General features: G+C 60.3%; 26 protein-coding genes, 1 tRNA gene and 1 pseudogene. 14 read left to right on the plus strand and 14 right to left on the minus strand.

From position 1 onward, the window contains the following. Positions 1-52: 52 nt before the first annotated feature. The 3 genes from ACR1XU_RS13120 to dapD all read left to right on the plus strand — a co-directional run bounded on the left by ACR1XU_RS13120 (position 53) and on the right by dapD (position 2,587). Positions 53-964, plus strand: a complete 912-nt coding sequence (locus ACR1XU_RS13120; RefSeq protein WP_480904258.1) for a threonine/serine dehydratase — start codon at positions 53-55, stop codon at positions 962-964. Between the two features lie 44 nt (positions 965-1,008). After that, positions 1,009-1,608, plus strand: coding sequence for a GntR family transcriptional regulator (locus tag ACR1XU_RS13125; RefSeq protein ID WP_480904261.1), 600 nt, complete (start codon positions 1,009-1,011; stop codon positions 1,606-1,608). A gap of 151 nt (positions 1,609-1,759) precedes the next feature. Then, positions 1,760-2,587 carry a 2,3,4,5-tetrahydropyridine-2,6-dicarboxylate N-succinyltransferase gene (gene dapD, locus ACR1XU_RS13130; protein WP_480812936.1) on the plus strand — a complete coding sequence of 276 codons (828 nt, stop codon included), beginning with the start codon at positions 1,760-1,762 and terminating at the stop codon, positions 2,585-2,587. Positions 2,588-2,721: 134 nt separating this feature from the next. Here dapD and ACR1XU_RS13135 read toward each other — a convergent pair whose 3' ends face one another. Together ACR1XU_RS13135 and ACR1XU_RS13140 are read right to left on the minus strand one after the other, a co-directional pair. Next, positions 2,722-3,174: a hypothetical protein gene (locus tag ACR1XU_RS13135; RefSeq protein WP_480904264.1), complete on the minus strand. Its 453-nt coding sequence runs from the start codon at positions 3,172-3,174 to the stop codon at positions 2,722-2,724. A 491-nt stretch (positions 3,175-3,665) separates the two neighbouring features. Beyond that, entirely contained in the window at positions 3,666-4,598 is a 933-nt protein-coding gene (locus ACR1XU_RS13140) for an MBL fold metallo-hydrolase (protein ID WP_480904267.1), read from the minus strand. A 116-nt stretch (positions 4,599-4,714) separates the two neighbouring features. Here ACR1XU_RS13140 and ACR1XU_RS13145 point away from each other — a divergent pair, with 116 nt between their 5' ends. Continuing rightward, positions 4,715-5,149 (plus strand): DUF1801 domain-containing protein, encoded by a 435-nt coding sequence (locus ACR1XU_RS13145; RefSeq protein WP_480904270.1) that lies wholly within the window; start codon positions 4,715-4,717, stop codon positions 5,147-5,149. 96 nt (positions 5,150-5,245) lie between these two features. Then, positions 5,246-6,571 carry a glutamate--tRNA ligase gene (gltX, locus tag ACR1XU_RS13150; protein ID WP_480904272.1) on the plus strand — a complete coding sequence of 442 codons (1,326 nt, stop codon included), beginning with the start codon at positions 5,246-5,248 and terminating at the stop codon, positions 6,569-6,571. An 80-nt stretch (positions 6,572-6,651) separates the two neighbouring features. On the opposite strand, the gene ACR1XU_RS13155 is transcribed toward gltX, so the two are convergent. After that, entirely contained in the window at positions 6,652-7,221 is a 570-nt protein-coding gene (locus ACR1XU_RS13155) for a gamma-glutamylcyclotransferase family protein (RefSeq protein ID WP_170808372.1), read from the minus strand. A 95-nt stretch (positions 7,222-7,316) separates the two neighbouring features. On the opposite strand from ACR1XU_RS13155, the gene ACR1XU_RS13160 reads away from it, so the two are divergent. After that, positions 7,317-7,763, plus strand: coding sequence for an RrF2 family transcriptional regulator (locus ACR1XU_RS13160; RefSeq protein WP_480904275.1), 447 nt, complete (start codon positions 7,317-7,319; stop codon positions 7,761-7,763). Positions 7,764-7,766: 3 nt separating this feature from the next. On the opposite strand, the gene ACR1XU_RS13165 is transcribed toward ACR1XU_RS13160, so the two are convergent. Both ACR1XU_RS13165 and ACR1XU_RS13170 read right to left on the minus strand, forming a co-directional pair. Continuing rightward, entirely contained in the window at positions 7,767-10,295 is a 2,529-nt protein-coding gene (locus tag ACR1XU_RS13165; protein WP_480915617.1) for an ABC transporter permease, read from the minus strand. Further along, entirely contained in the window at positions 10,292-10,987 is a 696-nt protein-coding gene (locus ACR1XU_RS13170) for an ABC transporter ATP-binding protein (RefSeq protein ID WP_480904281.1), read from the minus strand. Before ACR1XU_RS13170 ends, ACR1XU_RS13165 begins: the two co-directional genes overlap by 4 nt. A gap of 65 nt (positions 10,988-11,052) precedes the next feature. Between ACR1XU_RS13170 and ACR1XU_RS13175 the strand changes: the two genes are divergently transcribed. Both ACR1XU_RS13175 and ACR1XU_RS13180 read left to right on the plus strand, forming a co-directional pair. Next, a complete protein-coding gene (locus ACR1XU_RS13175; protein WP_480904822.1) occupies positions 11,053-11,673 on the plus strand; it encodes an arylesterase in 621 nt (206 codons plus the stop codon). A 9-nt stretch (positions 11,674-11,682) separates the two neighbouring features. After that, positions 11,683-12,297 carry an SOS response-associated peptidase gene (locus ACR1XU_RS13180; protein WP_480904284.1) on the plus strand — a complete coding sequence of 205 codons (615 nt, stop codon included), beginning with the start codon at positions 11,683-11,685 and terminating at the stop codon, positions 12,295-12,297. A gap of 5 nt (positions 12,298-12,302) precedes the next feature. On the opposite strand, the gene ACR1XU_RS13185 is transcribed toward ACR1XU_RS13180, so the two are convergent. Then, complete coding sequence (locus ACR1XU_RS13185; protein ID WP_170679301.1) at positions 12,303-12,863, minus strand: L,D-transpeptidase; 561 nt, start codon at positions 12,861-12,863, stop codon at positions 12,303-12,305. Positions 12,864-13,030: 167 nt separating this feature from the next. Further along, complete coding sequence (locus ACR1XU_RS13190; RefSeq protein WP_170378838.1) at positions 13,031-13,237, minus strand: cold-shock protein; 207 nt, start codon at positions 13,235-13,237, stop codon at positions 13,031-13,033. Positions 13,238-13,721: 484 nt separating this feature from the next. Here ACR1XU_RS13190 and ACR1XU_RS13195 point away from each other — a divergent pair, with 484 nt between their 5' ends. Then, positions 13,722-14,195, plus strand: a complete 474-nt coding sequence (locus ACR1XU_RS13195; protein ID WP_480915618.1) for a hypothetical protein — start codon at positions 13,722-13,724, stop codon at positions 14,193-14,195. Between the two features lie 190 nt (positions 14,196-14,385). Further along, a pseudogene (locus tag ACR1XU_RS13200) lies at positions 14,386-14,984 on the plus strand (REP-associated tyrosine transposase). Positions 14,985-15,360: 376 nt separating this feature from the next. On the opposite strand, the gene ACR1XU_RS13205 reads toward ACR1XU_RS13200, so the two are convergent. Further along, entirely contained in the window at positions 15,361-15,657 is a 297-nt protein-coding gene (locus ACR1XU_RS13205; RefSeq protein ID WP_480904291.1) for a hypothetical protein, read from the minus strand. Positions 15,658-16,266: 609 nt separating this feature from the next. Further along, positions 16,267-17,934, minus strand: a complete 1,668-nt coding sequence (gene ettA, locus ACR1XU_RS13210) for an energy-dependent translational throttle protein EttA (RefSeq protein WP_010442471.1) — start codon at positions 17,932-17,934, stop codon at positions 16,267-16,269. Between the two features lie 116 nt (positions 17,935-18,050). On the opposite strand from ettA, the gene ACR1XU_RS13215 reads away from it, so the two are divergent. From ACR1XU_RS13215 to dacB, 3 genes are all read left to right on the plus strand, one after another. Next, on the plus strand, positions 18,051-18,542 hold the full coding sequence (locus ACR1XU_RS13215; RefSeq protein ID WP_170824871.1) for an MOSC domain-containing protein: 492 nt from the start codon (positions 18,051-18,053) through the stop codon (positions 18,540-18,542). 32 nt (positions 18,543-18,574) lie between these two features. After that, positions 18,575-19,195, plus strand: a complete 621-nt coding sequence (locus tag ACR1XU_RS13220) for a nicotinate-nucleotide adenylyltransferase (protein WP_480904294.1) — start codon at positions 18,575-18,577, stop codon at positions 19,193-19,195. Positions 19,196-19,262: 67 nt separating this feature from the next. After that, complete coding sequence (gene dacB, locus ACR1XU_RS13225; protein ID WP_480904297.1) at positions 19,263-20,741, plus strand: D-alanyl-D-alanine carboxypeptidase/D-alanyl-D-alanine endopeptidase; 1,479 nt, start codon at positions 19,263-19,265, stop codon at positions 20,739-20,741. A gap of 2 nt (positions 20,742-20,743) precedes the next feature. Here dacB and ACR1XU_RS13230 read toward each other — a convergent pair whose 3' ends face one another. The 4 genes from ACR1XU_RS13230 to modA all read right to left on the minus strand — a co-directional run bounded on the left by ACR1XU_RS13230 (position 20,744) and on the right by modA (position 23,867). Continuing rightward, entirely contained in the window at positions 20,744-21,166 is a 423-nt protein-coding gene (locus ACR1XU_RS13230) for a tellurite resistance TerB family protein (protein WP_170614169.1), read from the minus strand. A gap of 129 nt (positions 21,167-21,295) precedes the next feature. Beyond that, on the minus strand, positions 21,296-22,393 hold the full coding sequence (modC, locus tag ACR1XU_RS13235) for a molybdenum ABC transporter ATP-binding protein (RefSeq protein WP_480904299.1): 1,098 nt from the start codon (positions 22,391-22,393) through the stop codon (positions 21,296-21,298). Then, a complete protein-coding gene (modB, locus tag ACR1XU_RS13240; RefSeq protein ID WP_170614171.1) occupies positions 22,390-23,082 on the minus strand; it encodes a molybdate ABC transporter permease subunit in 693 nt (230 codons plus the stop codon). The genes modC and modB overlap by 4 nt, the downstream gene beginning before the upstream one ends. A gap of 5 nt (positions 23,083-23,087) precedes the next feature. Continuing rightward, positions 23,088-23,867 (minus strand): molybdate ABC transporter substrate-binding protein, encoded by a 780-nt coding sequence (modA, locus tag ACR1XU_RS13245; RefSeq protein WP_480904302.1) that lies wholly within the window; start codon positions 23,865-23,867, stop codon positions 23,088-23,090. A gap of 204 nt (positions 23,868-24,071) precedes the next feature. On the opposite strand from modA, the gene ACR1XU_RS13250 reads away from it, so the two are divergent. After that, positions 24,072-24,147 (plus strand) — tRNA-Val (locus ACR1XU_RS13250). 85 nt (positions 24,148-24,232) lie between these two features. Here ACR1XU_RS13250 and ACR1XU_RS13255 read toward each other — a convergent pair. Next, the gene (locus ACR1XU_RS13255; RefSeq protein WP_480904305.1) at positions 24,233-25,474 is read right to left on the minus strand and encodes a dipeptidase; all 1,242 of its coding nucleotides are present in this window, start codon (positions 25,472-25,474) and stop codon (positions 24,233-24,235) included. Positions 25,475-25,486: the final 12 nt, after the last annotated feature.

Consider the following 25,486-nt stretch of genomic DNA (forward strand, 5'->3'; position numbering starts at 1 on the left):
TTCAAACAGCTATAGGGTTCGCGGACAGAGTGCCAGCCACGGAAAGACAAGAATGAACTGGAAGAGTGAAATATCGGCGGCGCGGGATCGCATTGCCGGCTATGCACAGGTCACGCCGGTGATGGAAAGCCGCATTCCGGGGTTTCCGGTTGAAATGAAGCTTGAGCATTTGCAGCACACCGGCAGTTTCAAGGCACGCGGGGCCTTCAACACGCTGCTCAGCCTGGATGTGCCCGAGGCGGGCGTTGTTGCGGCATCAGGCGGCAACCACGGTGCGGCGGCGGCCTATGCGGCGCAGTCGCTGGGCCACCCGGCCAAGATTTTTGTGCCGGAACTGGCGGGGCCGTCCAAAATTGCGCTGATCGAGCAGACCGGCGCCGACCTGAGCGTTGTTCCCGGCGAATACGCCAATGCGCTGACCCAGGCCCGTTCTCATGAAGAAGAAACCGGGGCAATGCAGATCCATGCTTACGACGCACCGGCGACGGTGGCCGGGCAGGGCACCTGTTTCGCCGAGTGGGAGGCGCAGGGCTTGCAGGCGGATACCGTTCTTGTCGCGGTCGGTGGCGGCGGTCTGATTGCCGGGGCTTTGGCCTGGTTTCAGGGTGCGCGCAAAGTTGTGGCGGTCGAACCGGAAACCTCCTGCGCGCTGCACGCCGCGTTGCAGGCCGGGGAACCGGTGGATGTGTCCGTATCAGGGGTTGCGGCAAACGCATTGGGCGCGAGGCGGATCGGATCGATCTGTTTCGATCTGGCACGCGGCATATCATCGGTTCTGGTCCCGGATGCGGCCATCACCAAGGCGCAGCGCGCATTGTGGCAGGCCCATAGGCTTCTGGTGGAACCGGCAGGGGCAACGGCTTTGGCGGCCTTGATGTCGGGTGCCTATCGGCCGGAACCGGGCGAGAATGTGGCCGTTCTGATTTGCGGCGGCAATATTGCCCCGGACCCGTTCGCGGGCTGAATTATCTGCTTGTGGAAGGCGGGCTTCATTTTTATCTACAATCTATGACCGCGACCATTGCCGATACGATCTATCAGAAACTCAGCCAGCAAATCGTCACCGGCGACCTGATCGCCGGTGAAAAACTGCGTCAGGACCATATCGCCCGCGCATTCGAGACCAGCCATGTTCCGGTGCGCGAAGCTCTGCTGAGGCTGGAGGCGCATGGGCTGGCCAAAAGCGAGCCGCGGCGCGGGATGCGGGTCACCGCGCTGGACCCATCCGAAGTGCGCGAAGTCATCGAAATGCGCGTGGCGCTGGAACCGCTGGCGATGCAGCACGCGGTTCAGAACCTGACGCCAGCCGCCTTGCGTAAGATTGACGAAGCACGGCTGGCCTGCGACGCCGCCCGGACCATGCCGGAGTGGGAAGCGGGAAACCGTGCTTTTCACCGGGCCATCCTGACGCCCTGCGGATTGCCGCGCCTGCTTCACACGATTGACGATCTGCATATCGCCAGCGCGCGCCATCTGTTTGCCTATTGGCGTCCCCGGTGGAAGCAACGCGCAGACACTGATCACGCCGCCATCGTGCGCGCGATGAAAGGCAGGGACGCAGCCGCCGCTGTCTCGATACTGGTTAGGCACATACGCCGGGCCAGCTGACAAAAGCCGCGAAAGGCTACGGATAACCACCCGGGCGATGGTCTTTGTCCCACCAGTGACGCAAAACCGCCCGCCTACGCCGCATTGCGCCCTGTGTGTGGCTTGCTTATAGGCAAAAACAACGTGAACAGATTCAGCAGGGAGTGATCTCATGTCCAATGCGCAACTGGAAGCCGCAATCGAAGCCGCCTGGGAGGTTCGCGACACGATCTCGCCCGCCAGCTCCGGCGAGCAGAGAGAGGCGATTGAGGAAACACTGAACGCGCTGGACAGCGGATCGCTGCGCGTTGCCGAGAAGCTGGAAAATGGCGATTGGCACGTGAACCAGTGGGCCAAAAAGGCAGTGCTGCTGGGCTTTCGCATCAAAGATATGGAAATCCACGCTGGCGGACCACAAGCCGGTGGCTGGTGGGACAAGGTCGACAGCAAGTTTGCCGGTTGGGGTGAGAGCCAGTGGCGCGCCGCCGGGTTTCGCGCCGTGCCCAACTGTGTTGTCCGCAAGTCAGCCTATATCGCACCGGGTGCGGTTCTGATGCCGTCCTTTGTGAACCTTGGCGCCTATGTTGACGAAGGTACCATGGTCGACACCTGGGCCACCGTCGGATCCTGCGCGCAGATCGGCAAGAATGTGCACCTGTCAGGTGGCGTCGGAATCGGCGGCGTGCTTGAACCCATGCAGGCCGGTCCGACCATCATCGAAGACAACTGCTTTATTGGTGCCCGCTCGGAAGTGGTCGAAGGCTGCATCGTCCGCGAAGGTTCGGTTCTGGGGATGGGGGTATTCATCGGTAAATCCACAAAGATCGTGGATCGCGAAACCGGTGAGGTCATGTATGGCGAGGTTCCGCCCTATTCGGTGGTCGTTGCGGGTTCGATGCCGTCGAAGAACAATATCAGCCTCTATTGCGCCGTAATCGTGAAGCGTGTGGACGAAAGAACCCGTTCGAAAACCAGCATCAACGAGCTGCTGCGCGACTGAAGATATCGTACAGAGTTGAAAGGCCGGTGCGGGACAGCACCGGCCTTTTTTATTGAACTTTCCCGAAGGATTTTGATCCTGAGCTTTCAAAGCTCTGATCAATCGGCTTTTCGGGTAATACCAACCGTGTTTGGTTAGCGATCTTCGCCCGGCCGTTCTACGTCATTCTCGGTGGACCCTTCGTCATCTCCCGAATTGCCTTCGGTGTCTCCATCGTCTTCGGTCTCGCTGCCGCCTTCATCACCGCCCGAGTTGCCATCGGTTTCACCACCGCCTTCGGTCTCGCCACCGCCTTCGGTTTCACCACCGCCTTCGGTCTCGCCACCGCCTTCGGTTTCACCACCGCCTTCGGTCTCGCCACCGCCTTCGGTCTCGCCACCGCCTTCGGTCTCGTCACCGCCCTCGGTCTCGCCACCGCCTTCGGTTTCGCCACCGCCCTCGGTTTCACCACCACCCTCAGTCTCGCCTTCGCCTTCCTGGGCATAAGCGGAGGTTGCGACAAAGCCGGTCAAAACAGCCGCCGCTGGGGTCATTGACAATACAAGAACACTTGCAGTGGTAGTCAGCAGTTTGGACAAAATGCTCATTTGATTCCCCTTTTGATGAAATTTCGGATGCAGTGCCGTCATTCTAGGGACGGGGGTGCTGGCTTCGTAACGGCTTGACCCTGTCTCATTCTGATAGGCCATTACCCGCGTGACTCAGCGCGGGAGGTTGGCAGTTTGATGCCCAATACAACCAGGTAGAGACTCGCCAATGAGTACGACACTTTCCAGGTGTGGATTCGATTCGCCCAGCCGGTGAACTGCCCCAGAGTTCCAGAGGCGGTTTCAAACTTTCTGACTGGCCGGACAATGTCGCACAGACAGAACTAGTGATGCTCGATGAGGTGTAGCGCTGTGGCTCGTTGGCCTGCGATGGTCCAGTCGAACAGGCCTCCGGTCTTGCGGCTTTTGCGCGATCTGAACTTTTGCTGGCAAGGCCGCCGCAGGTTGCGACAGGTGGAAATCCGCGCGCAACAAACCCGCCCTAGTTCAAGGGCGGGCCGGGTCCGCTATGAAATCCTGTGTCTTTGGGGTCAGCCCATCATCTGATAACTGACGGGGACAAACCGAAACCCTTCACCCCGGGTTTCGACATATCCCGCTGCGGGAAATGGCATGTGATATCCGATCATCGGCACCTTGTCGGCGGCCAGCAGCCCAAGCACGTTGCGCCGTGCCGCGGTGGCTGCCGCCTTGTCCATGTCGAACCGGACTTCCCATTCCGGATGGGCGAATGACCAGACATAATGGTTCGCCAGATCTGCCGTCAGTATCAGACGCCGACCGTTGCTTTCCAGGTGATAGACCATATGGCCGGGCGTGTGGCCAAAGGCAGACATGGCCGTGATGCCCGACGCAACATCGCCGCCGTCTTCGATAAAGGTCATCTTGTCGGCCAGTGGCGTCACCTTGGCTGCGACCAGATCGCCGACCCGGTTTCCTGCCTCCTGCGCTGCCCAGAAATCGTATTCGTTCGAGGCGGTCACATAGCGTGCATTCGGAAAGGTCGGTGCGTCATTGGTAGTCATACCCCCGATGTGATCGGGGTGCATGTGGGTGATGACCACCACGTCGATCTGATCAGGTGTCACACCGGCATCGGCCAGCGCCGCCTGAATACCGCCTTTTCCGAGGCCTGTGTCGAACAGCACCATTTCGGACCCGGTATTGACCAGCGTTGGCGTGAAGAAGAACTGGGCCATGTCGTCTGGAATAAAGTTCTCGGCGGAAACCCTCGCGAATTCCTCGTCCGATGCACCGCCGCCGAATATTTCCTTTGCGCCGTCGCGCGGTAGGCTGCCATCCAGCAATGTTGTAACAGTGAAATCACCAAGCGCGAACGATCTGGCGGTTGTCGGGTTTGCGCCGGTTTCAGCATCATTGGCCATAACCGGAGTTGCAGCTGATGCAAATGGCAATGCTGCGGCAGCGCCGAGCGCTGCTCTTCTCGTCAAATTGATGGTCATTGTGTTTCTCCCTGTCAGGACACCAGCCCGCTAACTAGCCCGCTGTGGGTCGTTTGCCATATTTTACCCGCCTGACATGGGCTGCACGGATAAACATTACGTGTTAATTTTTGCTCATGTCCCGATCCGAAAACAAAACACAGCCGACAGGGCAGGCCGTTAACGGGTTTTTGTCATCCGTCCTGCCACTGCGAAAGGCAGACGAGGCCCGGGTGCTGGATGCGCTGTTTCGCGAAGCAACCGGATTTGAACCGGTGATGTGGGGACCTTCGATCATCGGGTATGGCCGCTATCATTATCGCTATAAATCCGGGCGCGAAGGAGACTTTCTGGCAACCGGGTTTTCCCCGCGCAAGGCGGCGCATTCTATCTACATCATGCCCGGTTATGCTGATTTCGGTGACATCCTGTCCCGGCTGGGAAAACACAAACTTGGGAAATCGTGTCTTTACGTGAACAAGCTGGCGGATATCGATACTGCGGTTCTGTCCGAGCTGATCGTCGCGGGGCTTCAAGATCTGGGCCGGCATTGGCAAGTCGAGCCGACCTGAGCCTTTCCTGGCGCGCGCAATCCTGCCCGGGGCCTCATTCGCTTGCTGGACAAAACGCCCCTCATGTGACAAGAGCCGCGCCAACAGGAGATATCCATGACCACCACCCGCTTCGCCCCGTCACCCACCGGTTACATCCACGTGGGCAACCTGCGCACTGCCCTGATGAACTATCTGATTGCCCGCAAAAACGGCGGTACGTTCATCTTGCGCATCGACGACACCGATCCTGAGCGGTCGAAGGAAGAATATGTCGATGCCATCAAGCAGGACCTTGAATGGCTGGGCCTGCACTGGGATCGGGTCGAACGTCAATCCGAGCGTCTGGACCGTTATGCCGAGGCCGCCGACAAGCTGCGCGAGATGGGGCGGTTCTACGAGGCTTTCGAGACGCCGACCGAACTGGACCTGAAGCGTAAGAAGCAACTGAACATGGGCAAACCGCCGGTCTATGACCGCGCTGCGCTGAACCTCAGCGAGGCCGAGAAAGACGCGCTGCGCGCCGAACGTGGCAACGGGGTCTGGCGCTTCAAGCTGGATCACGAGCGGATCGAGTGGACCGACGGTATTCTGGGCGACATCTCGATCGATGCAGCCTCGGTTTCCGATCCGGTGCTGATCCGTGGTGACGGTCAGGTTCTTTATACGATCGCTTCCGTTGTGGATGACACTGAGATGGGCGTGACCGACGTGGTCCGCGGCTCGGACCATGTAACCAACACGGCGACCCAGATTCAGATCATCAGGGCACTGGGCGGCACCTGCCCGCGCTTTGCCCACCATTCTTTGCTGACCGGTCCGCAGGGCGAGGCGCTGTCAAAACGTCTAGGCACGTTGGCGCTGCGGGATCTGCGTGAACAGGGCGTGCAGCCGATGGCCTTGCTGAGCCTGATGGCACGTCTGGGATCGTCCGACCCGGTCGAACTGCGCGCGGATATGGCCGAATTGATTGACGGGTTCGACGTAAGCCGCTTTGGTGCCGCGCCCACCAAGTTTGACGTGCAGGACCTGTTCCCGCTGACCGCGAAGTATTTGCAATCACTGTCGCTTGCCGATGTGGCTGATGCTGTTGCCGATGCCGGTGTTCCGGCGGATCTGGCCGAGCCGTTCTGGGCCATGGCGCGCGAGAACATAACCACGCTGGGCGATTTGAAAGGCTGGTGGGAGCTGTGCCGCGTAGGGGCGGAACCACTGATCGCCGATGAGGATCGCGCGTTCATCGCTGAGGCGATGGCGCTGCTGCCGGAGGGCCCGTTTGACGGCGAAACCTGGGGTAAATGGACCAGCGCCGTGAAAGAAGCGACCGGCCGCAAGGGCAAAGGTCTGTTCATGCCGTTGCGCAAGGCGCTGACGGGGATGGAACGCGGGCCCGAGATGTCGGCCCTGTTGCCCCTGTTGCGGGTGATCCGCGCGCGGGGGTGATGAAACGCGCCTTGCGGCGCGTGCCTTCGGCGAGGTATTTTGAAAAAGATGAAGAGGGCTGGTTGAATCCGGCCCCTTTTTTATGCGTTTTGAACGATGTTTGCCGAGATACTGCGCAGGCGGTCGTCGACGAAGTCTGTTTCGTCGGGGCGGAGCTGTTGATGGCGCGGATAGCGGGGTTCGGAGCGGTCATTCAGGATCGGGGCGTCCCACCCGTCCGTGGTGGCGAAGAAACGATCTGCTCCGTCCAGACCGAAAGCGCGCAGATAACCCTGCACCACCACGTCGATATAGCTGAGCAGCAGCGGATGTTTGTTGCTTGGCGCATTGTGCCGATCCTGCGGAACGGCATAGACGGCGATTTCAACCTCATGCGCCAGGGGGTGGGTCACTGATTGCGTCGCAGTCACGCGATCATAGGCCCATTCGCGCTGATCCAGCGCTGCCCAGTCGTTCTTTGGAACATGCGCGATCATGCCTTCGATTTCGGAATCGGGGTCAGGTACCGCGGTCAGAAACGCCACCTCGCGCAGGTCGGTATGTCGCCATGCGCGCCGCCAGCCCTTCAGCCGGGCCGGATGCGGATCGGGAAAGTCATGGGTGGCCAGATTGACCAGGCTGCCATAACCGAAGAAATACGGGTCTTTCATGCGCTGCGCCGTCCTGGATCTCGATTGATGTATGTCAAACCGCTTTTTTGCGGAACATGCAATAAAACTGCATCTTGATATTTGGGAGGCCTGTGATGCGGATTACCAAACGGACGAATATTGCAGTGCGCCTGCTGATGTATTGCGCGGCGCATCAGGATCGGCTGGTGACAAAGGCTGAGATTGCCGAAGTGTGCAACATCTCGGAAAACCATCTGGCGCAGGTGATCAACCAGCTCAGCCAGCTGAACTATCTGAACACGCGACGCGGGCGCAACGGCGGCATGATGCTGGCCCGTCCGGCGGAACAGATCCGGATCGGGTCGGTGTTTCGCCATGTGGAAGGCAACCTGCCGATTACCGAGTGCTTTGCCGATGCGGACAACACATGCCCGCTGACCGATGCCTGTCGATTGCGGCTGGCCCTGCGGGATGCAGCCGAAGTGTTTTATGCGTCGCTGGATGAAATCACACTGGACGCGCTGGTCTGTGATAATGATCGCTTGTTGCAGATTTTGCAGCCGGTGGCCTGTGTTCGCTGAGACCTAACCGGCGGCGCGCAGGATGCGCGCCGGCCTGACAGCCAGAGGGCGCAGGGCAAAGACCAGACCGGCTCCTGTGGTCACCGCGATTCCGGCCAGAACGATGGCAAGCGCGGATGGCCAGATGATCGTGAAGCCGGTGTCAAAAATGAACGTTGCCACGGCCCAACCGCCGGTGATGCCGGCCAGCAGGGCCACGCCTCCGGCTGCCGTGCCAAGAAGTACGGCGCGCAATGCAAAGCTGAGAAGAATGCGGCGGCGGCCAGCCCCGAGCGTTTTCAGGATCGCGGCCTCGTAGCGGCGCGCGGGCTCTCCGGCGGCGGCCGCGCCGATCAGCACGAGAAACCCGGTCAGCAAAGATACCCCGGCCCCGTAAGACGTGGCCGATGCCAACCCGGCAAGCAGGCCGGAAACCCGGTCGATCGCGTCCCGCACACGGATCGCGGTGATGTTGGGAAATTGCCCTGCCAGATCGCGTAGTATGGCGGCCTCGGCCTGTTCTTCGGCATAGACCGTTGCGATGAAACTGTGCGGTGCCCCGGCCAGCGCGCCGGGGTTCATGGACATGACAAACCCCATTCCGGCGGTTGAGAAGTCAACCTCACGCAGAGAGGTCAGCCGGGCCGTGATGTCCCGGCCGAGAATGTTAACCGTCAACTCATCGCCCAGCTTGAGACCCATCTCAGCAGCTTCTTCCGCGGCAAAACTGACCTGCGGCGCGCCGGAATAGTCATCTGACCACCATTCCCCTTTGGTGATGCGCGCGTTCTTGGGGGGACGTTCGGAATAGGTGATCCCCCGGTCTCCGTCCAGCACCCAGTGATCGCCAGCCACCTCGCGTGCAGGCTGTCCGTTGATCCCGGTTATGATTCCGCGCAGCATTGGCGCACTTTCGATGCGGCTGACCGCCGGGTCGGTTTCCAGCCGTTCCATGAACCCGGGCATCTGGTCTTTCTGGATGTCGACAAAGAAGTAAGACGGCGCCACGTCCGGCAGATTGCCCGAGATTGCGTTGCGCAATGTTCCGTCAATCTGCCCGACGGCCGCCAGCACCGACAGCCCCAACCCAAGCGACAGCACGACGGGACCAGCACCTTCGCGCGGGTCAGAGATGGCCGACAGGGCCCAGCGCAAGGCGGGCCGCCCGCGTGTCGCCGAGGCGCCGGCTCGGGCAACCCGTCTTATGATCCACGCGGTTGCGGCCAGCAAAGCCATCGCTCCGGCCAGGCCGCCGCTGGTCCACAGGGTCAGGCGGGCGGAGCCGCTGAACCATGCGGCGGCTGAGATCAGGAGAGCAAGGCCCACTGCGGTGGCGATCACGTAAGCAGGACGGGGAAAGAACCGCGCCGATGTCAGGGCGTCGCGAAACAAGGTTGCGGCGCGGACCTCTTCGGTTCTGGCCAGCGGCCAGAGAGTGAACAGGAACGCCGTCAGAACGCCGTAGAGGGCAGCCTCGGCCAATGGCTGGGGATAGATCGAGAATACAGCGGGAACAGGCAACCGGCTTTCGATCAGCGATGAAAGCACCAGGGGGGCAGCGCCGCCCAGGGCTAGGCCCAGCGCGATGCCGATCACGGACAAAATGCCGATCTGGATCATGTATGTTTGAAAAATCGTGGCACGGTCGGCACCAAGGGTGCGCAATGTGGCAACCGTTTCCGTCTTTTGTGACAGGTACGCCCGCACCGCTGCCGAGATGCCGATGCCGCCTACGGCCAGACCCGACAGACCTACAAGCACCAGAAAGGCGCTGAGCCTTGCGACGAACTCAGCGATGCCAGGGGCACCGTTGCGAGCATCTGTCCAGCGCATGCCGGTGCCGTCAAAGGCTTCTTTTGCTTCGGTCGACAGGGTGGCAAGATCTGCGGCGGGCGGCAGGTCCAGCCGGTATTTCGTGGAGAACAGCGTGCCGGGTTCCAGCAAACCCGATTTGCTCAGGTCTTGAGTGCGCACCAAGGTACGCGGCCCCAATCCGAATCCGTCAGCGGCCCCGTCCGGCTCGAACATCAGCGCGGCCATTACGACAAACTCCTGCGTCCCGAGCGTGACGGTGTCCCCTGCCTCCAGGTTCAGCCGATCCATCAGGGCGGGGTCCATCACCGCTCCGGGCAGATCGTCCTGACCGTTCAACGCAACTGGCAGGGACATCGCGGGCTCCAGCGTGACAGAGCCAAGCAATGGGTAGGCGTCATCGACCGCCTTCACCTGTGTCAAGGCGCGGCCCGGACCGTCATCGTGTTGCGTGACAGCCATGGACCGGAAGTCGACGATTTCGGATACTTGCCGAGCTGAAGCGTTCATCCAGCTGCGTTCTTCGTCGCTGGCATAGCGGTAGGTGAATTCCAGCTGCGCGTCCCCACCCAAAAGGGCGGCGCCCTCTTGGGCCAAGCCAGCCTGAATCGCATGCCGGACTGAACCCACTGCGGCGATCGCGGCGACACCCAGCGCAAGGCAGGCCAGAAACACGCGAAATCCCTGCAATCCGCCGCGCAGTTCACGGCGCGCCAACCGTCCGGCCAGCCGCAGGCTCATTCAGCGGCCTCCTGTTGGGCATCCCCGGCAATGCGGCCATCCCGCAAGCGCACGACTCGGTCGCATTTCCGGGCCAGTGCGTGGCTGTGCGTTACCAGAACAAGGGTGGCACCGTGTTTGTCCCGCAACCCAAACAACAGCTCGACAATGGCGGCGCCATTGCTTTCGTCCAGATTGCCGGTCGGTTCATCCGCCAGCAGGATCTGCGGCCGGGGGGCCGATGCGCGGGCAAGGGCAACGCGCTGCTGTTCCCCGCCCGACAACTGCGCCGGGTAGTGATTGCGCCGGTGCGACAGTCCAACGGCTTCAAGCTCGGCCTCGGCGCGGGTGAACGCATCCTTGTGACCAGCCAGTTCCAGTGGCGTGGCGACGTTTTCAAGCGCGGTCATTGTCGGGATCAGGTGAAAGTTCTGAAACACAACACCCATGTAGTCGCGCCTGAAACGCGCCAAAGTGTCTTCGTCCAGCCCTGTCAGATCGCGCCCAAGCGCCGAGACGGTCCCACGGGTCGCCTGTTCAAGCCCACCCATCAGCATCAGAAGTGAGGATTTGCCTGACCCGGACGGTCCGACCAGGCCCATCGTTTCACCCTGCCGCACAGTCAGGTTGATACCATGCAGGATATTCACCCGACCGGCATTGCCATCCAGCGACAATGAGGCATCTTGGAGCGTAAGAACTGGTGACGTCATCAGTCTTTCCGAAAAGGAGCGGTCATTTGGGATATGGAGCGGTTGGGACCTTGCGCAAGACCTTGATGTCGGGCCTGTTTGTCTTTTGCGGCTTTGCGGCCACAGCCGAACCGGTGGTCATCGCGGCGGTAGGGGATTCTCTGACGCATGGCTATGGCTTGCCCGAGCAGGAGGGATTTGTCCCTCAGCTCGGCCGCTGGCTTGAAGATCGCGGCGCCGAGGTGACGCTGATCAACGCAGGTGTGTCGGGGGACACAACAGCCGGCGGCGCGGCGCGTATCGAATGGACGCTGACACCGGAAGTCGATGGCGTAATCGTTGCCCTCGGGGCCAATGATCTGTTGCGCGGTGTTGATCCTGCGGTGTCGCGTGAGAACCTCGATACCATCCTGCAGACCACCAAAGCGGCCGATGTCGAGGTCTTGCTGATCGGGATGGAAGCGCCGGGAAACTTTGGCCCTGACTACAAACAGGCCTTTGACGCTATCTATCCTGAATTGGCGCAGAAACACGGAACGCTTTATGCAGAAAGCTTTTTTGCCGGTCTTGATGCCGGGGGCGATCCGACTGCCGCGCTTGGGTTCATGCAGGCTGACGGCATTCATCCCAATGCACAGGGCGTGGCCCTGATTGTCGAGGCGCTTGGGCCAGATGTTCTCAAGCTGGTCGGGAACGCAAACCGATAGGAGCGCATCATGCCGGGGCGGTTTTTTTTGACGCGGCCCATTTCCGAGATTGCCCGGTTTCTGGGTGTTTCCGCTGAGGTTGCCGCTCAGCCGCCGCGTCATAACATTCAGCCGGGGCAGGAGGTGATGACCCTGACAAGCGCGGGGCTGGCGCCGATGCGCTGGGGCATGATCCCGGTGGGGCGGGTCAACGCGCGGGGCCGCCCGGTGATGGAGACGATCATCAACGCAAGATCCGAAACGGTGTTTGACAAGACGGCGTTTCAGGGTGTGGGCAGGGCGGTGATTCCTGTCGACGGCTGGTACGAATGGACCGGAGAGAAACGGCGCAAGACAGCGTGGCGCATTTCCTCGGTTGACGGCGCGCCGCTGATATTTGCGGCGATTAAGGACACCTGGCAGGCCCCCGGCGGACTATGCGTCAATCAGGTTGCCGCAGTGACCTGCGAACCGAACGCCGATGTCCGGCCGATCCATCATCGCATGGGGGTTTTGCTGAACCTGTCCGATGTGCCGGGATGGCTGACCGGAACCGAGGCTGAAGCGCAAAGCCTTGCACGCCCGTGGCCAGAAGGGCGGTTAAGGATCGAGCAGGCTGCGGATGTGGATTGGTCAGCACCCTGATCGGATTAAACCACACTGACCACCGTACCCAATGGTACGCGCTGGTAAAGGTCAATCACATGCTCGTTCAGCATTCGGATGCAGCCGTTTGACACCGCCCGCCCAATGGTCTGCGGCTGTGTTGTACCGTGAATGCGGAAATAGGTGTCGACGCCGTTTTGGAACAGATAGAGCGCCCGGGCCCCCAGTGGATTGTCTCCTCCGCCGGGCTGGACATAATCGTTGTCCTTGAATTTGGCGTAAGTCACCGGTTCCCGCTCGATCATTTCGTCCGTTGGCCGCCACGTCGGCCATTCCTTCTTCACGTCGATTGTCGCGGTGCCGGTGAATTCCAACCCGGCTTTGCCGACCCCGCAGCCATAGCGGATCGCCTTGCGCGGCTCGGTCACGAAATACAGATAGAACGAGCGTGGCACGACCAGCAACTGACCAGGCTGAAACTGTTTCTTGATCCGGACCACCTGCGGCGTGGGGTCGTATTCGACGGCTTTCTTCTTGGCCAGGCTCATTCCCGGTGTGAGGCTGGCTGCTGCTGTCGATGCAAGAAATACACGGCGCGTGAACATGGTGGGCTCACCTATCCTTCATGAAAAACATGAATTCAGTCTCGGAAGGATACACGATCCGGTCAATCGCTGCGCACTGATAAAGGGATTGTGATGTATTTTGCGCGCCACAGTTCAAGGGCGCGGCAAGAAAAAGGGCGGAGAGATTCTCCGCCCTTTTTAACTGGTCAGGCCAGTTCGATATTGTCCGCGCTTTCGCGGCCGTCACGACCCGAGCGCAGCTCGTACGTGACTTTCTGGTTGTCGGCCAGACCGGTCAGGCCGGAACGTTCCACGGCCGAGATGTGTACGAAGATGTCTTTGCCGCCATCTTCGGGTGCGATAAAGCCGTAGCCTTTGGTGGTGTTGAACCATTTTACGGTGCCTGCTGGCATGTCCGTTGTCTCCTGTTTTGATGCTGCCCACGGGGTTGCGGCAGCCTGGCGTCGTCGGTCTGGATCGATAGACTGAGCGCCGGAAACGGAGACAGTAGGTCGAAATAGAAAAACGTAAGCAACCGGGATATGGCACCGCGCAGGGCGTGTGACAAGGGAGTTTGTGTGCTTTGTACAACGGTTTAAGGGCCTGCAGCGCGTTTTGAACGGTTTCCCGCCGAAGGGTTCGGCCCGAATCCCGCGCATGTCGAACCTGATACGGGGGCCGCGATTTCGACAACCTGAGCAGGAACGATGGTTGCGCCTACCACCATGGACCGTGCCTGGGCAATCGTCAGTTGAGCCCCGAGTCGCAGAGCACCCGAAAAACAATTGGGTAGAGAAGCAGGGCCGCCCACAACCCTCGGATTTTATTCAGATATTACGATGTTTTGAAAAGCAGACTTTTGGTGCTATAGTAACGTTCATAACCGTGGGGGCGGATATGAGACTTGTTTGTACATTTGCGGTCCTTTGCTGGGCTGGTTCTACCGATGCATTGACTGTTACAGTTGATTGGGAAAGCCCGTTGCCTGATGGTATCGAACGGGAAACCAATCAGTTGTCCACGTATTCGAGCGAAAAATCCCGTGAGGATATGGAATGGGACATGTTCCGAATCATCCAGTCGGCAGCAACCTCTGATCGCCACCTCGAAGAAATTCGGCATCTTGAAGAGCTGGAGTTGGAGCAGGAGCAGGACCCAATCGAACAGGATCCCATCGAACAGGATGAGGAATTGACGGAAGTTACAGAGCCCGACTTCTGTGAATTGTGGTGCGAAGAGCCCGGGTCGGAAGGTACCGTGACAGAAGTGAATGTCTCTGCCGTCCCAATTCCGGCCACTGGGTTGTTGCTGATCGGTGCTTTGGCGGGACTGTTCGGGTTCAGACGGATGGGTGGCAGCCGGTCCGGGTAGGCGCGGCAACGAACGACCCCTTGGTATTTCGAAAGTGAATTATGTAATCCGATGGCGCGGTGCTTTGGCGTCTCGCCATCGCGTATGCAACCAGTCGCTGGATGGGTGGAACCGCCCGTCCTTCCGGTCCCTTACCGTTTCAGTCCACCCCTTTACGAGTTGGTAGTCATAGCTGCCGTAAACCGGATGCATGTCCAACTATCGGCGTGTCCGCATTCCTGGCGCCAGTTATTTCTTCACCGTTTCTTTGGCCGATCGATCGTCGGACCTTTTGACGCGCGAAGTGGCGCATCTGAGGGCGCCTTTGCGATGACGCAGAGGGAGCGGCCATTCTGGTGCGATGCGTTTGTTGTGTTGCCGGATCATTTGCATGCAGTATGGACCCTGCCACCTGGGGATGCGGATTATTCGACGCGGTGGGGCGCGATCAAGGCACGGTTTAACATGCGTGTGAATAAGGCAAGTTGTAGGCCGGGCTTCAGCCCGGCACTCGTGCCCAGGGAATTGCCTGTAGTGACATCCGGCAGGTATGCCGGGCTGAAGCCCGGCCTACGAGCCGATAAACGCGAAGCGCCTGTATGGCAACGCCGGTTTTGGGAACATTGCATCCGGGACGAACGGGATTACCGCAATCATATGGCGTATTGTTGGGGCAATCCGGTCAAACATGGGTTGGTGGAGCAACCGGCCGATTGGCCGTATTCGTCGATACACCGCGATATTCGCGCGGGCCGGGTTGATCCGCAATGGAGTGGTGTGGTCACCGATGGCACGTTCGGTGAGCCGTAGGATGGGGTTTCACCCCATCATTTGAGAGGTTGGAGTTTAGAAGAAGTTTGGTGCGCGGGAACAGATCGTGCGGGTGTTCGGGTAGGGTCGTTGAGTGGGTGATGGGGTGAAACCCCATCCTACGCTTGCTGATCCGGAATGGAGCGGTGGTGTGACGGACGGCGCATTCGGAGAGTGGTGAAACAAAGAACACCCCCCGTAGGCCGGGCTTCAGCCCGGCATCCACCATTTCCCTCAGAGCAATTGAAGGGGTTTCAGGCCATTGATCGGCGGATTTTGGTAAAGGTGTGGGTGTTTCGAGGGGTGCCGGGCTGAAGCCCGGCCTACCAGTTGGCGAAAGGGGAGCGCGCGCTGGTCCTAGGATTGCAGTCTGCTCTTAGAAATCCGACATCACCCTTCTGAGATCATGTGACCATTCGCAATCGCCGACAAGTTTACGAACAGAATCGTTCGTATGTTTCAAGACTTTTTGCAGGTAATCTTGGTTTCCCTGATGAACGACGCTCCGGCGGCTTCGGCTTTTGTTGTCGACAGCCTCACCCGCAAACTCACTACGGTCTGCATGGGCCACCACCAAATCTTTAATTTCAGGCATGGCTTTGAGTAAAGCGGGTAAGGCAACCGGCCGAAACTTAACACTCTCGTTTGCGTCGTGCCTGTCAAACATAAACATACTGTCTGAGTGTCTAACAAACTCTTCCAGCCCGGCTGTGTCTGACATCGACTGAGGGACAACTCGGTCTGGATGTGCGGTTGTATCCCAGACCGCGGTAACACCAGAGATTTTTTTTGCCCCCCTCCACGATCTGCATTACATCAAGCAACATACGGCTAACGCGCATGCGATCCACCTCTGGCAAGTGGATTTTCTTAAGCTCTCGGTACGTGTCATAGGAAACAAATAGCGATTTGACTCGTAAAGTTGAGTTTACAGACAACCCCCTTGAGGCTGCAAATGATGATAACTCAATGTTTCGACCCTTTTCGTTTGGCCAAGGGTACAACATCTTAAATTTACTGTCCGGTTTTTGATCGTAGGACCTGACACACCGTGCTTTGCTAAGTAGCGCCACGGTTTGACATGCGCTTTGGATTGCCTGTTGAAGTTCTGTCATTGTTGTCCTTAGAGCAAATTTTCTGAGTAAGTGAATTGGCCCATTTTTTTTGGACAGGGCCGCAGCGCGGAAATGGGTAAGATTGCGCCGGCGGAAGGATGGGTCAAACTCCATCTCACTCGGTTTCCGTTCCGCTCGACTAGGCGCGACTGCGCCCATTCGAAAACCTACCTAGCAAACTTCTTATGCTTCAATCGCTTGGGCTCCAGCGCGTCCGGTCCCAGACGGCGCTTTTTGTCCTCTTCGTAATCCTCGAAGTTGCCCTCGAACCACTCCACGTGGGCATCGCCTTCGAACGCTAGGATATGCGTGCAAATCCGGTCGAGGAAGAAGCGGTCGTGTGAGATGACAACGGCGCAGCCGGCGAAATCGACCAGCGCGTCTTCGAGTGCGCGCAGGGTTTCGACGTCCAGATCGTTGGTCGGTTCATCCAGCAGCAGTACGTTGCCGCCCTCTTTCAGCAGGCGGGCCATGTGGACGCGGTTGCGCTCACCCCCTGACAGCAATGAGACCTTCTTCTGCTGGTCACCGCCCTTGAAGTTGAAGGACGAGCAATAGGCGCGGGAATTGACCTGCGCGTCACCCAATTGGATGATCTCGGCGCCACCGGTGATCGCCTCCCACACGGTGTCGTTGTCTTTCAGGTCGTCGCGGGACTGGTCGACATAAGACAGCTCGACCGTGTCGCCCAGCGTGATGGTGCCGCTGTCGGGCTGTTCCTGACCGGTGAGCATCTTGAACAGGGTTGATTTACCGGCGCCGTTGGGGCCGATGACGCCGACGATGCCGCCGGGGGGCAGGGCAAAGTCCAGCCCTTCGATCAGTTGCTTGTCGCCCATGTGTTTCGACAGGCCCTCAACTTCGATCACCTTGCCGCCAAGGCGCTGGCCGTTGGGGATGACGATCTGGGCGCGGGTCAGCTTTTCCCGCTCGGACTGTTCGGCCAGTTCGTTATAGGCGTTGATCCGGGCCTTGGATTTGGCCTGACGGGCCTTCTGGCCCTGACGCATCCATTCCAGTTCGCGCTGCAGGGTCTTTTGCTTGGACTTGTCCTCGCGGGCTTCCTGCTCCAGCCGTTTGGCCTTTTGTTCCAGCCACGCGGAGTAGTTGCCCTCGTAAGGAATGCCGCGACCGCGGTCGAGCTCCAGAATCCAGCCAGTAATGTCATCCAGGAAATACCGGTCGTGGGTGACGATCAGGATGGTGCCTTTGTAGTCGATCAGGTGCTGTTGCAGCCAGGCGATCGTCTCGGCGTCCAGGTGGTTGGTCGGTTCGTCGAGCAGCAGCATGTCGGGCGCTTCCAGCAGCAGCTTGCACAGCGCCACACGGCGTTTCTCACCCCCCGAGAGGTTTGCGATGTTGGCGTCGTCCGGCGGGCAGCGCAGCGCCTCCATCGAGACGTCGATCTGGCTGTCGAGGTCCCACAGGTTTTCCGCGTCGATGGCGTCCTGCAGGGTGGTCATTTCCTCCATCAGCTCGTCCGAGTAGTTCTCGGCGATCTCCATGGCGATTTCGTTGAACCGGTCGACCTTGGCCTTTTTCGCGGCCACGCCCAGCATGACGTTTTCGCGGACCGTCAGCGATTCATCCAGCTGCGGTTCCTGCGGCAGATAGCCGACCTTGGCACCCTCGGCGGCCCAAGCCTCACCGGTGAAATCGGTGTCGAGGCCGGCCATGATCTTCATCAGCGTCGATTTACCCGCGCCGTTGACGCCGACAACACCGATTTTCACGCCGGGCAGAAAGCTCAGGTGGATGTTTTCAAAGCACTTCTTGCCACCGGGATAGGTCTTGGAGACACCCTGCATGTGGTAGACATATTGATAGGCGGCCATGTCGCGTCCTCTGGGTCGGGAAATTGGGTTGGAACGCTAGATATCCAAGCGGGACGGGCGGGGCAAGCTGGTGGTTTCGTGAATTTCGTTCACGGATCGCGACGGGTATTGTGGCCATGATCGAATGGGAGAGTGTTTTGTCGGAACTGGCAGGTTTGATAGCTGGATGGGCGCAGCCGGGGCACGTTGAATGGATCGGGTTGCGGCCGGACAGGCGGGCCGCGATGATCCCTGTGAAACAGGTTCTGGTATCCGAGGCCGGAGCCGAGGGCGATCGGGGCCGTGCAGGTAAACGCGCAGTGACGCTGATCCAGCAGGAACATCTGGCGGCAATCGGTGCGTATCTGGGGCAGGGGCCTGTTTTGCCAGAAACCCTCCGACGCAATCTGGTGGTTTCGGGGATCAATTTGGCCGCGCTCAAGGGGCGCGAGGTGCAGGTGGGTGAGGCCATTTTGCGGTTCACCGTGATTTGTGCGCCCTGCAGCCGAATGGAGGAGGCGCTGGGCAAAGGTGGCTACTCAGCCGTGCGCGGACATGGCGGCTGGTGTGCCGAAGTGGTGCGATCCGGGCAGGTCCGCCTGGGCGACGCGGTGCAACCAGTTGATTGACAAGCCCGACCGAATTTGAACATCAGCAAAGAATGAAGCGGTATTCGATCCCTTTTGCGCGGCCCGGGCAGGTCGTGGGGCTGTTTGGTGGATCCTTTGATCCGCCGCACCAGGGCCATGTGCATGTGACGCTTGAGGCGATGAAGGCGTTCGGGCTGGATCGGGTGTGGTGGCTGGTTTCGCCGGGCAATCCGCTGAAAGAGCGTGGCCCCGCGCCGCTGAAACAGCGGGTTCGGGCGGCAAGGGCGGTCATGCGGCACCCAAGGGTTAAGGTCACGGATATCGAGGCGCTGACAGGAACGCGGGCGACGGCGGATACTCTGGCGGCGTTGCGGAGGCTCTATCCGCAGGCCAGGTTTGTCTGGCTGATGGGTGCGGATAATCTGGCTCAGTTCCACCGCTGGAAAGACTGGCGGAAGATCATGGACAGTGTGCCTGTGGGTGTGGTCGCGCGGCCCGGCGACCGGATTTCGGCGCGGATGTCTCCGGCAGCGCGGGCTTACGCAAGATATAGGATTGATGGGCAGGCGCGGCATTTGCTGGGGCGGGCCAGCGCCCCGGCCTGGTGTTTCGTGAATGTGCCGATGGTCGATGTCAGCTCGACCGAAATACGCGGGCGCGGTGAATGGGCAAATCAGGTGTTGCCGGAATAGCCCCCATGGCCACATAATCCAGTGCGAGCGGTTGTTTGGGCGAAAACTCTGGGATTTTAATTGACCTATGGTTGATCGTTATTCGCGTCGATTCATTCTTGGCGGGCTTGGGGCCGCGCTGATCCCTGCTACGGGGCTGGCTGGGGCGCCGCTGGTGTCACTGCGCCCACAGATGCGCGGGCCGGAGCTGAACGGTGTCGAACGTGTTATCCGCGCAGCCGGACTGCAGGGTGAGGTCGTCTTTGCCGTCGCCGATGCGGAAACCGGGGCGCAGCTGGAAGGATATGGCGCGCAGGACGGATTGCCGCCAGCCAGCGTGGCCAAGGCGCTGACGGCATTGTATGCGCTGGATGTACTGGGGCCAGAGCATCGGTTTGAAACCAGATTGATGGCAGACGGACCGGTCGAGAACGGTATTCTGAAGGGCGACCTGATCCTTGTCGGCGGCGGCGATCCGCTGCTGGATACGGATGCGCTGGCCAGTATGGCGGCCAATCTGCGCGAGGCCGGGATCACCGAGGTGCGCGGCGCGTTCAAAGTGTATGATGGCGCGCTGCCCTACGTGAACAGCATCGACCCAGGCCAGCCGGATCATCTGGGCTACAGCCCGGCGATCAGTGGCATATCGCTGAATTTCAACCGGGTTCATTTCGAATGGAAGCGCGACGGCAAGGGCTATGATGTGGCCATGGATGCGCGCAGTGCACGGTATAACCCGGCCGTCGACATGGCGACGATGCAGGTCGAAGCCCGCAGTTTGCCGATTTACACCTACCAGCCCAGTGCGCGGCAGGACCGGTGGACTGTTGCCAAGGCGGCGTTGGGCAATGGCGGCGCGCGGTGGCTGCCCGTTCGAAAGCCGGCGCTATATGCGGGCGATGTGTTCCGCACACTGGCGCGGGTCAACGGCATCGTTCTGGGCCGGGTTCAGGTCACACGGCAGATGCCTGAGGGCACGATTCTGGTGGTGCACCAGAGTGACCCGCTGGAGAGCATCCTGCAGGGAATGCTGAAATATTCGACCAACCTGACGGCCGAGATGGTCGGGTTGGCGGCCTCACGGGCGCGGGGCGCGCGGCCGCAGACCCTGGCCGAGTCCGCGTCCGAGATGAACCGATGGGCGGCTGAAACCTATGGTGTCGAGCGGATCGCCATGGTGGATCATTCGGGTCTGGGCGATGCCTCGCGCATGGCGCCCGGCGATCTGGTCAAGGCACTGGTGGCGGCGCGCAAGACAAATGTGCTGCGCCCGTTGTTGAAGCCCTTCACCCTGACCGACAGCAAAGGACGCGCCGTGCGGGATCACCCCGTCAAGGTAGCCGCCAAAACCGGTACGCTGAATTTCGTTTCCGGCCTGGGCGGGTTTTTGACCACGGTTGACGGAACCGATCTGGCCTTTGCCATCTTTACCGCCGACGTGGACCGGCGCGCCACAATTCCACGTGCGCTGCGCGAACGCCCCGAGGGTGCGCGCAACTGGAACAGGCGCTCGCGCAAGCTGCAGCGCACGCTGATCGAGCGCTGGGGGTCACTTTACGGCAGTTGAACTCAGACGGTGTGGCGGGCGCGGGCCCCCCGCTCGATTGCGGCGGCGTGCAGACGGTCAACGTCCAGTTCGTACCGGATTTCCTCGAGCAGGCGCAGTTCGGTTTCCGCAAGGGTGCCATCGGCGGCTGCAACGTCGCAGGCCAGCGCGTAGGCGGTTTCGTTCAGCCGCTCGGGCAGGTTTTCCCGGATCAGGCCAAACAGGGCGTCCAGGCCGTCTTCCTGTTCGAACAGGTCAAACACGATCTGTGACACCCGGCGGGTACGGTCGATGTCGTAATCGGCAAAGACCGGCAGCATGTTGACGGCGGTTTCTATCTTGACCAATTCGGCAGTGCGAATGTTTTCGTCCGAGGCCGAGACCGCAACCATAATCGCCACGAGGCAATCCTGCGGGGACATGGGATGTGCAATTTGGTCGGTCATGGCCTGTTCCTGACTGGTTTTTCTGAGTGGGCACGATAGGAGGGCACGCAGGCAGGTTCAACACCTTGTTTTCTGTGACTTGGTCGGGGAATGCCCGCGGTTCGTATCCGGAATGCCGCTCCGGACGGATCAGCTTGTGTTCACCCGGCCGCCGACATCCTGAGGTGCCAGAGCCACGGTTTTGATTACGGCGTAACAGGTGCGTCCCGGGGCCAGGCCCAGGGCCGACACCGACCGGCGTGTGACGCGGGCCAGAACCGGGCCCGCGGGGGTTTGCACCGATACGATTGCCCCCGGACCGTCACCGGCGCGGATCGTATCGACCGTGCCTTCCAGGACGTTCAGGGCCGACAGACCTTCGGGTTTTCGGTCTGACAGGATGACTTCCTGCGCCGGGATGCGAATGCGCAGGTTTTCCCCGACCCGGTGCGGGATGCGAGGCAGGAACAGGCGTGCACCGCCCGCGTCCAGTTCGCTCAGCCCGTCGGCGTGGTGATCGTGGACCCGAACCCGCAGCACCGCGCCGACCGCGCGCACACCGGCAGGTGCAACAGAAGGGTCTGCCAGCACGTCCGAGGCGGGACCGTGCCGCACGACCTTGCCGTCCTGCAAGGCCACAACCGAGGTCGCCAACCGGGCCACCTCGGCGGCGGAATGCGTGACATAGAGGATAGGCACCGATACTTCGTCCCGCAGCCGCTCGAAGTAGGGCAGGATTTCCGCCTTACGGGCTTCATCCAGCGCGGCGAGCGGTTCGTCGGCCAGTATCAGGCGGGGGCTGGCCAATAGCGCCCTGCCGATGGCAACACGCTGCTTTTCGCCACCCGACAGGCCCGAGGGGCGGCGATCTAGCAGATGACCGACGCCCAGCATTTCGATCACTTTGCCGGGATCTTCACGGTGCGCCCTGCGGGGCGCAAACCAGCGGCCGTAAGCCAAATTCTGGCGGACGGTCAGATGCGGAAACAGTCGGCCTTCCTGAAAGATATAGCCAAGACGCCGCCGGTGAGGTGGCAGCCACAGTCCCTGATCCGTGTCGAACAGAACCCAGTCATCCACGACCACCCGCCCCGCCCGGGGGCGCAGCAGACCGGCCACCGCATTCACAACGGTGGTCTTGCCGGAACCCGATCGCCCGAACAGGACGGTCACACCGGGCGGTGCGTCAAAGCTGAGGTCCAGATCGATCCCCGGCAGTTCCTGTTGCAAGCGGACAGAAAGGCTCATGACCCGGCCACCCGTTCCGCCGCGCGGCGGCCGACATATTCGGACAGGAGCAGCGCGCCCATGGCAATGATGATGGACACGATGACCAGCCGGGTTGCGGCGGCCTCCCCGCCGGGAACCTGCAGAAAGGCGTAGACTGCGGATGGCAGGGTCTGTGTCTGGCCGGGGATGTTGGACACGAATGTTATGGTGGCCCCAAACTCGCCCATTGCCTTGGCAAAGGCCAGAATTGCCCCGGCGATGACGCCCGGAAGGATCATCGGCAAGGTCACGGTGGCAAACACCATGGGCCGTGAGGCCCCCAAGGTCGCACCTGCCTGTTCCAGTTTGGGGTCCACCGCCTCAATCGACAATCGGATGGCGCGAACCATCAGGGGAAAGGCCATGATGCCGGCGGCCAGCGCCGCGCCGGTCCAGCGAAAGGCAAACACGATGCCGAACTCGGCCAGGAAGCTGCCTAGTGGCCCCTGAATGCCGAAGGTCAGCAACAACAGATATCCGGTCACGACAGGTGGCAGGATCAGGGGCAGATGCACCAGCCCGTTCAGCACTTGCCGCCCCGGAAACCGCCAGCGTGCCAAGGCGTAGGCCACAAAAATGCCAAACGGCAGCGTGGCCAGTGTGGCCCAGAACGACACCCGCAGGGACAGTTTCAGCGCCTCAAGCTCTTCTGGTCCCAACCAGCCCATCGGCTTTACCCGTTCGGCAGGGAAAAACCCTGCGCGGCAAAAACGCCCTGAGATGGCGTAGATTGCAAGTGTTCGAGAAAGGCCCGACCTGCCGGATTGGCGGTTGCGGTCAGGGCGGCGGGATAAACGATTGGGGGGTGCAGGTCACCCGGTATCGCGGCGACGACGCTGACCCGGGTTTCGGCCTGCGCATCGGATCGATAGACGATCCCCAGCGGGGCTGCGCCGCTTGCGACCAGCGCAAGTGCGGCGCGCACGTTGTCGGTCTGTGCAACCTGTTCCTGCACATCGTCCCACAGGCCGAGGCTTTGCAACGCGGCCTTGGCATAGACACCCGCAGGGACGGCATCGACCAGCGCCGTGGCCAGATACCCGCCGTCCAGCGCGGTCATCAGATCGAAATCAGCGGACAGGTCTTGCGCGGGTGCCTTACGGGAAGGGCCTATCAGCACAAGACCGTTGCCCAGAAGATCGATACGGGAATCGGGCGCAATCAGCCCCATGTCCTGCAACTGATCCATCCAGTCATGATTGGCCGAGATGAAAAGATCCGCCGGTGCGCCCTGCTGAATTTGCCGCGCCAGAACTGAGGATGCGGCATAAGACACCGTCACCTGATGCCCGGTCCGGTCTTCGAAAGCAGGGACGATTTCATCCAGCGCCGTCTTGAGGCTGGCCGCCGCAAAGACGAGAACACCCTCGGCCGTGGCCCGCACCGGAGCCAGCGTCAGGGTGCCAAGGACCAGGGCCGCAATGAGAAAACGGCAGGCGCGGGTCAGGATCATGCGCATTCCTGTGGTTTCAGTCCTTTCGGGAATATCGGAGGCAGCAGGGAACACGCAAGCGCCTTTCCCTGCGGCGAAGGAATTTGTGGGCCAGTGGTCTGACGAAATCGCTGATCTGATCCGGTCCGTTCCTGTCCTTTGGCGCAAGAATTTGTTCCGGACCCTCTTGCGCCCGCGCGCAGGCTTGGCTACATGCACCGTCACGGGTGATTAGCTCAGTTGGTAGAGCGCTTCGTTTACACCGAAGATGTCGGGAGTTCGAGTCTCTCATCACCCACCATACTTCAGCCCTGATGTTCTGGCGTCTTTTCAAATAAAGACGCGACAACGCCACTTTGCGTTCATCGCGGGTGTTTGTTGTTGGTCTAACGTGAATAGAACCCGTCACGAAGCTCTTGTCGCAAACGCAGACGCTCGGGGTATTCTTTCAGAAACTGTTCGGGCGGCTTGCCTTCCCAGACCTGCGCGTAGACCCTCATCTTGTTGCCGCCATAGATCTTTTCGAGATCCTCGTTGGAATAGCCGCGCGCCCAAAGATCATCCGTGATGGCCGCCAGGATCTTGGCGAGTTCACCGTTGCCGGTGGCTCCTTTGTTGAAGGCGTCGATCATGTATCCGCCATCATCGTACATGCTTGCATTTGCAGTTGCGAACTGCACGACAAGTTCGGTCGAGAACATGTCATCCGTTGCGATCCCGACATGGTCGACACCCACAAGCTGGACGTAATAATCGATCATGTCGGCAGCCTGTTTGGGCGAGATATTCTCGGGCCAGATGCCGTCCATCATCCATTCCGTAAACGTGGGCGAGATATAGCCGCCTGACTTGGCGGCCCGCAGCGCCTCGTCGTCGGGAATGGCGCGATAACATCCGCGCGCGGTTGCGTTGGGTTCGTTCTTGTAAAGCCCCGCAGGCACAGAATGTGTGTAGACATAAGGCACGCCGGGGTAATTCTCGTCCATATAGTTCATGGCGTCGTTGGCGGTCTTGGAACCAGTATGGCTGAGGTCCAGCAGGATGCCGAACCGCACCATTTCATCGATGACGGATTTGCCCCAGGGCGTAAGGCCGATGTCACGTCCGTTGTAGGCTGCTAATTGTCCCGAACCCGTTCGGAAAATATCGTTGTAGGCCAGGATCATGCTCTTGATGCCCATGTCCTTTAGCAATGCCATCTTCCTAAGGTCACCATTCAGGATTGTGGCGGTCTGGCTGTTCCAAATGACGGCGGTTTTGCCTTGTAGGTGGGCGGCTTCGATATCCCGGGTTTCATTTACGACAAGGTATTTTTCAGGCTGCTGCGTCATGGCGGCGCGGAAGTGATAATGCTGTTCCAAAAGGGTTTCGAAGGACATGTCCGCTGCGGCCAGTGTCATCTCATGACCTGTGATGCCATTGTCCCGTGCGCGTTCGAAATATGTGTGCAGCTGTTCGTACTCGGTCCAGCCGGTGCCATAGGGGCTGGCCAGCATGCCCAGAACGATTGTGTCCTTCACGAACTGCCTGGCTTCATCTGACGCGTCCCATGTCTTGCTTTCTTCACTGGCAAGCAACGCGCCACCAAAGATTATTGCCAGGGCGCTTGCGGCCAACAGGGTCTTCATTACGGAATCTCC

The organism is Ruegeria sp. D1(2025), assembly GCF_056536425.1.

Coding starts and splice junctions, on each gene's coding strand:
- ACR1XU_RS13155 (WP_170808372.1), bottom strand. CDS start 7,221: ATGAAAGACCCGTATTTCTTCGGTTATGGCAGCCTGGTCAATCTGGCC.
- ACR1XU_RS13135 (WP_480904264.1), bottom strand. CDS start 3,174: ATGAGCATTTTGTCCAAACTGCTGACTACCACTGCAAGTGTTCTTGTA.
- ACR1XU_RS13195 (WP_480915618.1), top strand. CDS start 13,722: ATGAGACTTGTTTGTACATTTGCGGTCCTTTGCTGGGCTGGTTCTACC.
- ACR1XU_RS13215 (WP_170824871.1), top strand. CDS start 18,051: ATGATCGAATGGGAGAGTGTTTTGTCGGAACTGGCAGGTTTGATAGCT.
- ACR1XU_RS13125 (WP_480904261.1), top strand. CDS start 1,009: ATGACCGCGACCATTGCCGATACGATCTATCAGAAACTCAGCCAGCAA.
- ettA (WP_010442471.1), bottom strand. CDS start 17,934: ATGGCCGCCTATCAATATGTCTACCACATGCAGGGTGTCTCCAAGACC.
- ACR1XU_RS13255 (WP_480904305.1), bottom strand. CDS start 25,474: ATGAAGACCCTGTTGGCCGCAAGCGCCCTGGCAATAATCTTTGGTGGC.
- ACR1XU_RS13170 (WP_480904281.1), bottom strand. CDS start 10,987: ATGACGTCACCAGTTCTTACGCTCCAAGATGCCTCATTGTCGCTGGAT.
- modB (WP_170614171.1), bottom strand. CDS start 23,082: ATGGGCTGGTTGGGACCAGAAGAGCTTGAGGCGCTGAAACTGTCCCTG.
- ACR1XU_RS13145 (WP_480904270.1), top strand. CDS start 4,715: ATGTCCCGATCCGAAAACAAAACACAGCCGACAGGGCAGGCCGTTAAC.
- gltX (WP_480904272.1), top strand. CDS start 5,246: ATGACCACCACCCGCTTCGCCCCGTCACCCACCGGTTACATCCACGTG.
- ACR1XU_RS13180 (WP_480904284.1), top strand. CDS start 11,683: ATGCCGGGGCGGTTTTTTTTGACGCGGCCCATTTCCGAGATTGCCCGG.
- ACR1XU_RS13175 (WP_480904822.1), top strand. CDS start 11,053: ATGTCGGGCCTGTTTGTCTTTTGCGGCTTTGCGGCCACAGCCGAACCG.
- dacB (WP_480904297.1), top strand. CDS start 19,263: ATGGTTGATCGTTATTCGCGTCGATTCATTCTTGGCGGGCTTGGGGCC.
- ACR1XU_RS13185 (WP_170679301.1), bottom strand. CDS start 12,863: ATGTTCACGCGCCGTGTATTTCTTGCATCGACAGCAGCAGCCAGCCTC.
- ACR1XU_RS13220 (WP_480904294.1), top strand. CDS start 18,575: ATGAAGCGGTATTCGATCCCTTTTGCGCGGCCCGGGCAGGTCGTGGGG.
- ACR1XU_RS13140 (WP_480904267.1), bottom strand. CDS start 4,598: ATGACCATCAATTTGACGAGAAGAGCAGCGCTCGGCGCTGCCGCAGCA.
- modC (WP_480904299.1), bottom strand. CDS start 22,393: ATGAGCCTTTCTGTCCGCTTGCAACAGGAACTGCCGGGGATCGATCTG.
- ACR1XU_RS13160 (WP_480904275.1), top strand. CDS start 7,317: ATGCGGATTACCAAACGGACGAATATTGCAGTGCGCCTGCTGATGTAT.
- modA (WP_480904302.1), bottom strand. CDS start 23,867: ATGATCCTGACCCGCGCCTGCCGTTTTCTCATTGCGGCCCTGGTCCTT.
- ACR1XU_RS13165 (WP_480915617.1), bottom strand. CDS start 10,295: ATGAGCCTGCGGCTGGCCGGACGGTTGGCGCGCCGTGAACTGCGCGGC.
- ACR1XU_RS13190 (WP_170378838.1), bottom strand. CDS start 13,237: ATGCCAGCAGGCACCGTAAAATGGTTCAACACCACCAAAGGCTACGGC.
- dapD (WP_480812936.1), top strand. CDS start 1,760: ATGTCCAATGCGCAACTGGAAGCCGCAATCGAAGCCGCCTGGGAGGTT.
- ACR1XU_RS13120 (WP_480904258.1), top strand. CDS start 53: ATGAACTGGAAGAGTGAAATATCGGCGGCGCGGGATCGCATTGCCGGC.
- ACR1XU_RS13205 (WP_480904291.1), bottom strand. CDS start 15,657: ATGTTTATGTTTGACAGGCACGACGCAAACGAGAGTGTTAAGTTTCGG.
- ACR1XU_RS13230 (WP_170614169.1), bottom strand. CDS start 21,166: ATGACCGACCAAATTGCACATCCCATGTCCCCGCAGGATTGCCTCGTG.